Source organism: Parvibaculum sp., from assembly GCF_002684405.1.
Classification (GTDB): Bacteria; Pseudomonadota; Alphaproteobacteria; order Parvibaculales; family Parvibaculaceae; genus Parvibaculum.
On the sequence record NZ_NYVD01000055.1, the window covers coordinates 1 to 5,950 of the forward strand.

The 5,950-nt window shown below is 60.2% G+C and carries 7 protein-coding genes; 5 read left to right on the top strand and 2 right to left on the bottom strand.

The annotated features are described in order from the left end of the window. From CMI59_RS04830 to CMI59_RS04850, 5 genes are all read left to right on the top strand, one after another. A partial coding sequence (locus CMI59_RS04830) for an acyl-CoA dehydrogenase family protein (protein WP_293325489.1) occupies positions 1-1,086 on the top strand: 1,086 nt, incomplete at its 5' end. A 10-nt stretch (positions 1,087-1,096) separates the two neighbouring features. Beyond that, positions 1,097-1,885, top strand: a complete 789-nt coding sequence (locus tag CMI59_RS04835; RefSeq protein ID WP_293325491.1) for an enoyl-CoA hydratase/isomerase family protein — start codon at positions 1,097-1,099, stop codon at positions 1,883-1,885. Between the two features lie 37 nt (positions 1,886-1,922). Next, complete coding sequence (locus CMI59_RS04840; protein ID WP_293325494.1) at positions 1,923-3,074, top strand: SRPBCC family protein; 1,152 nt, start codon at positions 1,923-1,925, stop codon at positions 3,072-3,074. Positions 3,075-3,102: 28 nt separating this feature from the next. Beyond that, positions 3,103-3,351, top strand: coding sequence for an LLM class flavin-dependent oxidoreductase (locus CMI59_RS04845; RefSeq protein WP_293325497.1), 249 nt, complete (start codon positions 3,103-3,105; stop codon positions 3,349-3,351). Then, positions 3,348-4,613: a cytochrome P450 gene (locus CMI59_RS04850; RefSeq protein ID WP_293217728.1), complete on the top strand. Its 1,266-nt coding sequence runs from the start codon at positions 3,348-3,350 to the stop codon at positions 4,611-4,613. The genes CMI59_RS04845 and CMI59_RS04850 overlap by 4 nt, the downstream gene beginning before the upstream one ends. Before the next feature lie 81 nt (positions 4,614-4,694). Here the strand turns inward: CMI59_RS04850 and CMI59_RS04855 are convergent, their stop codons facing one another. Continuing rightward, on the bottom strand, positions 4,695-5,435 hold the full coding sequence (locus tag CMI59_RS04855) for an enoyl-CoA hydratase/isomerase family protein (RefSeq protein WP_293325500.1): 741 nt from the start codon (positions 5,433-5,435) through the stop codon (positions 4,695-4,697). Positions 5,436-5,530: 95 nt separating this feature from the next. Beyond that, a partial coding sequence (locus CMI59_RS04860) for an alpha/beta hydrolase (protein WP_293325503.1) occupies positions 5,531-5,950 on the bottom strand: 420 nt, incomplete at its 5' end.

The window sequence follows — 5,950 nt, forward strand, 5'->3', positions numbered from 1 at the left end:
GCGCCCGCCTACAAGGTGCGCGAAGCCGCCGGAGCGATCGATCGACAGCTCGTCCGGGATATGGGTGAGCTTGGCCTCGTCGGCGCCGATTTGCCCGAAAAATTCGGGGCGCCGGGACTCGATAGCGTTACGACCGGCATTATTATCGAGGAAATATCACGCGGCGACATTAGTGTCGGTTATGTCCAGCTCCTGGCTTCGCTGATGGGATCGATCGTCGCCGCGCATGCAAGGCCTGAAGTCGCCGATGAAATCGTTCCGAAGATTTGCTCGGGCGAGGCGATCGTCGCGCTCGGTCTGACGGAGCCGCGAGGCGGCTCCGACGCAGCGCATCTGCAGACGAAAGCGCGCGCCGATGGCGACGGCTACGTCCTGTCGGGCGAGAAAACCTCGATCTCGATGGCCGAGCAGGCTGATTACATTCTTGTGCTCGCGCGCACGGATGAAAGCAATCCGGGCGCTGGCGGTGTGTCGGCTTTTCTGGTGCCGCTCGACGCGCCGGGTATCACCTGTTCGAGCTTCGATGATGTAGGTTCGAAAGCGGTCGGCCGCGGTTCGGTATTCTTCGACAATGTTAAGGTGTCGTCGCGCTACATGGTCGGCCCGGAGGGCGAAGGTTTCCGGAAGGTCATGCAGGGGTTCGATTATTCCCGCGCGCTGATCGGCCTGCAATGTCTGGCTCCGGCCTTCGCATCGCTGGAAGAGACCTGGAAGTATGTGACGGAGCGCGTTGCCTTCGGCAATCCGCTGGCCAAATATCAGGGTGTCACGGAACCGCTGGCCGAAGCCCAGACGCTGCTCGAGGCGGCGCGTCTGCTTTGCTACAAGACGCTTTGGCTCCGCGACAATGATTTGCCGCATACCGCCGAAGCCGCGATGTGCAAATGGTGGGCACCCAAGACGGCTTTCCAGGTCATCCACCGTTGCCTGCTCACGCACGGACATGGCGGTTACAGCACTGATCTGCCTCATCAGCAGAGATTGCGCGACGTGATGGGGCTTCAGATCGGCGACGGCACCGAGCAAATCCAGAAGATGATCATTTCGCGCGAGAAAGTCGGCCGGGTGGCCGTGCCTTATGCGTGAGGGAGGCGATATGACGAGCGCCCCGGAAGCCCCGGTCCAGACCGAGATGCGAGACGGCGTCGGAATCGTGGCGCTCAACAGGCCTGACAAGTTCAATTGCCTCTCGTCGGTTGTCATGGCCGGTCTCGACGAGGCTCTCGCAATGTTCGAGGGAGACAGGAAGGTTCGTGCCGTTCTGTTGCTTGCGCGTGGCAAGCACTTCTGCACCGGTGCCGATCTTGACGAGGTCCTCGACGCTCGCAGGGAGCGGGGTCGGCTGGAAGCGTTTATCACGGGCGGTCATCGCGTCCTGCGCCGTCTTGAGGTCTCGCCTCTGCCGATTGTCGCCGCGGTGAACGGTCTGTGTCTTGCGGGCGGGCTGGAATTGATGATGGCATGTGACGTGGTTTTTGCGGGGCAGTCGGCGCAGATGGGATGCCAGCATGCCCGCTACGGGCTCGTGCCGGGTTGGGGCGGCACGCAGCGTCTCGCGCGCATCGTCGGTTCGCGGCGTGCCCTTGATCTGATGTTCAGCGGCCGCTGGCTCAAGGCAGACGAGGCGCTGGCCTGGGGGCTTGTGAATCATATCGCTGACGACAGCGCGCTTGCCGGCATGGCGGAAGCCTATTGTGCCGACCTCGCCAAAACGAATCCGGGCGGTCTTGCCGCCATGAAACAGCTTTGCAGAAACGGACTCGACGGATCGCTTCAGGAAGGTCTGGATATGGAACGGAGCGCAGTCGTGGACGCGCTGATGGGCGAAAATGTTTCGGAAGGTCTGGCGGCGTTCCGGGAGCGCCGGGAGCCATTATTCCGCTGACGGATAATCAAGGGACCTGTTCGGGAGAAGTGCGATCATGAAACACGAAGCCCAGGTCGAGCAGTTGCGGAAGATCTTCGGCTATCTCGACGCGGGTGAGACCGCGATGGGCGATGCCGTGTATCGTCATCATGTCAGTGACTACACCAGTCCGGATCAGGCTGGCCGAGAACGGGAGATGCTGTTCCGGCATGAGCCACTCCTGATCGGATTGAGCTGCGAATTGCCCAATCCCGGCGACTATGTAACCGACGATTTTTCGGGCGTTCCGATCCTGGTGGTGCGGAATGAAGCGGGGCAGGTCAATGCCTTCATCAATGTCTGCCGCCACCGTGGCGCGCGCGTTGCGTCGGGCTGCGGCAGCGGCAAGACCGTGTTCAGTTGTCCCTATCACGCATGGACCTACGACCGGAGCGGCAGGCTGAGGTCGATACCGTTCGAGCAGGGCTTCGAGAGCGTCGACAAGACGAGCAACGGCTTGCGGCCTCTGCCGGTGGTGGAGAAATACGGCATGATCTGGGTCATGCCGACGCCCGGCGGGTTGATCGACATCGACGGCCACCTTGCGGGGATGGCGGACGATCTCGTCGCGTTCGGCCTTGCGAGTTACAGCCACTACGAGACACGCGTGCTCCGGGCCCGCCTCAACTGGAAGCTCGTGATCGACACGTTTCTCGAAACCTACCATCTGAGCACACTTCACAAGAATACGATCGCGCCGATCCTGCACTCGAACCTCGGCACGTTCGACGGCATGGCACGAAATCTGCGCATGATTGGCGCCCGCAAGACGATCGACGCGTTGCGCCAGAGGCCGGAAAGCGAGTGGGATCTGGTCCGCCACTCCGCGCTTGTATACGTGCTCTTTCCGAATACGGTCTTCATCATGCAGGGCGATCATCTGGAGACGTGGAGGGTTTATCCGGGCGACAGCGTGGATGAATCAAAAATGCACGTCTCTCTCTATACGCCCGAACCCGCCGTGACCGACAAGGCCAGGAAGTACTGGGCCAAGAACATGGACTTGCTGATGGCGACCGTGCAGCAGGAAGATTTTCCGCTGGCGGAAAATATCCAGCGTGATTTTCACTCGGGTGCACAAGATTTTGTGACTTTCGGCGCCAACGAGCCGGCTCTTGCATACTTCCACCGGTCGATAAAAAAGACGCTGGGGATCGACACCGCGTGAAGCGGAATTGAACAAAAAGGAGATTCCCATGCATGTCGGCATGAGCACGTTCTTTCAGAACCTCGCTGGCGGTTATACCGACCAGGAGGTCTACGCCCATGAAATTGCGATGGCCGGCATGGCCGAGCCGCTTGGCTTCGATTCCATATGGGCGGCCATGTGCCCGAACGTGGCGCAGTTCCTCACCTATATGGCTGGCCGCACCAAGAGGGTCGGGGTTGGCTCAATGGTGGTTGCGCCGGTGAATATTCGTCCACAAACGAGGATAAGATCATGAGCAGCATGAACGTAGCCGAACGCGTCCAGTCCTTGGACGATCCATATGCCATTCCGCTCGACAAACTCAATGTCAGCGATCCGGAGCTCTTCAGGTCCAATCGGATGTGGCCGTATTTCGAAAGGCTGCGTCGCGAGGATCCCGTGCATTATTGTGCGGAAAGCGCTTATGGACCTTTCTGGTCCGTGACAAAATACAAGGACATCATGCATGTCGAGACCAATCATGGCGTCTATTCGTCCGACGTCGAGCAGGGGGGAATTACGATTCGCGACAATAATGCGGGTCTGAAGCTTCCGATGTTCATCGCAATGGACCCTCCGAAGCATGACGCGCAGCGGAAGGTGGTGAGCCCGATCGTCGCTCCGGCCAATTTGGCCAAACTCGAAGGCACGATCCGCGAGCGCGCCGGCAAGATTCTCGATTCGCTTCCGGTGAACGAGACGTTCAACTGGGTCGATCGCGTGTCGATTGAGCTGACGACGCAGATGCTCGCCACCCTGTTCGACTTCCCTTGGGAAGAGCGCCGGAAACTCACCCGCTGGTCCGACGTCGCAACCTCGGAGGAAGCCTTCAAGACACCGGAAGGCGAGGCAGCTCGCGAGGCAGAGCTTCTCGAATGCGCCGCCTATTTTACCGAGTTGTGGAATCAGCGCGTGAACGCAACTGAACCGGGCGGCGATCTCATCACCATGCTGGCCCAGGGTGAGTCCACCAGGAACATGAGTCCGGCGGAGTATTTGGGAAATGTCATTCTGCTGATCGTCGGCGGTAACGACACGACCCGCAATTCGCTCACCGGCGGCTTGCTCGCGCTCCACGAGAACCCGGATCAGTACAGGAAGCTGCGCGAAAATCCGGCGCTCGTTGAAACCATGATACCGGAAATCATCCGCTGGCAGACGCCGCTCACCCACATGCGCCGCACCGCGCTACAGGATACCGAGTTGGCCGGCAAGCGGATCAAGAAGGGTGACAGGGTTGTCATGTGGTACGTCTCGGGCAACCGGGACGAGGAGGCCATCGACGAGCCGAACCGTTTCATCATCGATCGTGCAAGGCCGCGTCAGCATCTCTCCTTCGGCTTCGGCATTCATCGCTGCGTCGGCAACCGCTTGGCGGAAATGCAACTCCGCATTGTCTGGGAAGAAATCCTGAAGCGCTGGCCCGACAAGCCGATCGAAGTGGTCGGCGAACCAAAGCGGGTCTTTTCCAACTTCATCAAGGGCTATGAGGCCTTGCCGGTAAGAATCCCGGGCTGAACCTGGGGGGGCGGGTGGAAAACTTCCACCCGCCACATAAGATCGAAGGAGGTCGAAGGCAGCGCGGCGCGTGGCCCGCCGTCATTTTTTTCCGAATGAGGCGACCCGTTCGCGCGCGTCGTAGCAGGCACCGGGGCTATGCGCGAGTTCGTAGGCCAGCCCCGCCTGGGCGGTCATGCCGTCGGTCGCGCCCAGCAGACTTTTGTTGACCTGATTGCTGTAGGTTGAATTGGCGGCGATACGCTGAGCAAGGTCATTTGTCGCCTGTTCCAGTTCGACATCGTCGACACAAATGTCGACCAGCCCCATACGCTCCGCCGCCTCCGCCGCGAAAATATCGGAGGTAAACATCATCTGCTTGGCCTTCGACAGCCCGACGCGACGCGGCAGTCTTTGCGTCATGCCCCAGAGCGGGCTCAGTCCCCACTTGCTATGCGTGTCGCCGAACCTGGCGGAGCGCGCGGCGATGATGATATCTGCCGCGAGCGCAAGCTCCAGTCCGCCAGTATAGCAATGCCCGCGGATGCAGGCGACGACCGGTTGCGGCAGTTCGGCCAGCGCCTGAATGGTCTTCGCCTGGAAATGCGGCTCCGGCGGGCGTTCGCCCTTCTGGATGTCCTTCAGATCGTGGCCGGCTGAAAAAGCCTTGCCCGCGCCCGTGATGATGACGCATGCCACCTCGTGAACCTGTCCACGAAGCGCATCCACATGCCTGCGCAATTCCTCGAACAGCGGGACATTGAGCGCGTTCAAGGTTTCCGGACGGTTGAGCGTCAGCGTACAAATACGCCCGCTGTCCTTGCGACGAACCAGATTCGACATCGGCTTTCTCCCTTCCTCTTCTCGATCTTAATTTGTCTGGCTTGTCTTCATCTGTCGAAGACGTACAGGCGTGAATGAATACGTCCGGGCTGGGGCTACGATGCGCTCGCGGCAGGTGCCATTCGCGTCAGAAAATCCAGAACGGCGCTTGTAAATATGTCGTTCTTGTCGCCCGCTACCATATGGCCCGCATTTGCGACATCGATAAACTCGGAATGAGGAACGATCTCGGCGAATTGCCGCGCCGCTTCGACCGTCACGAGGTCGCTGTCGCGGCCGCGGACAAGGAGCGTCGGTATTTTCAGGGAACGTGCCGCCATTTGGAGGCGTTCGGGTTCGCGGCTGCCTTGCGGCTTTTGCGTGCCGGTGACGAAACGCGGATCCCAATGCCAGTAGTAGCGGCCGTTTTCCCTGAGGCGAAGGTTCTTCGCCAGTCCGCTCAGATTTTTGGGACGAGTCCGGCCGGGCATGTAGCGCGATATCGTATCGGCTGCTTCCTCAAGCGAGGCGAAGCC

Bases quoted from the DNA above. Each gene is read 5' to 3' on its own strand.
- CMI59_RS04835 (WP_293325491.1), top strand. From the start codon at position 1,097: ATGACGAGCGCCCCGGAAGCCCCGGTCCAGACCGAGATGCGAGACGGC.
- CMI59_RS04840 (WP_293325494.1), top strand. From the start codon at position 1,923: ATGAAACACGAAGCCCAGGTCGAGCAGTTGCGGAAGATCTTCGGCTAT.
- CMI59_RS04845 (WP_293325497.1), top strand. From the start codon at position 3,103: ATGCATGTCGGCATGAGCACGTTCTTTCAGAACCTCGCTGGCGGTTAT.
- CMI59_RS04850 (WP_293217728.1), top strand. From the start codon at position 3,348: ATGAGCAGCATGAACGTAGCCGAACGCGTCCAGTCCTTGGACGATCCA.
- CMI59_RS04855 (WP_293325500.1), bottom strand. From the start codon at position 5,435: ATGTCGAATCTGGTTCGTCGCAAGGACAGCGGGCGTATTTGTACGCTG.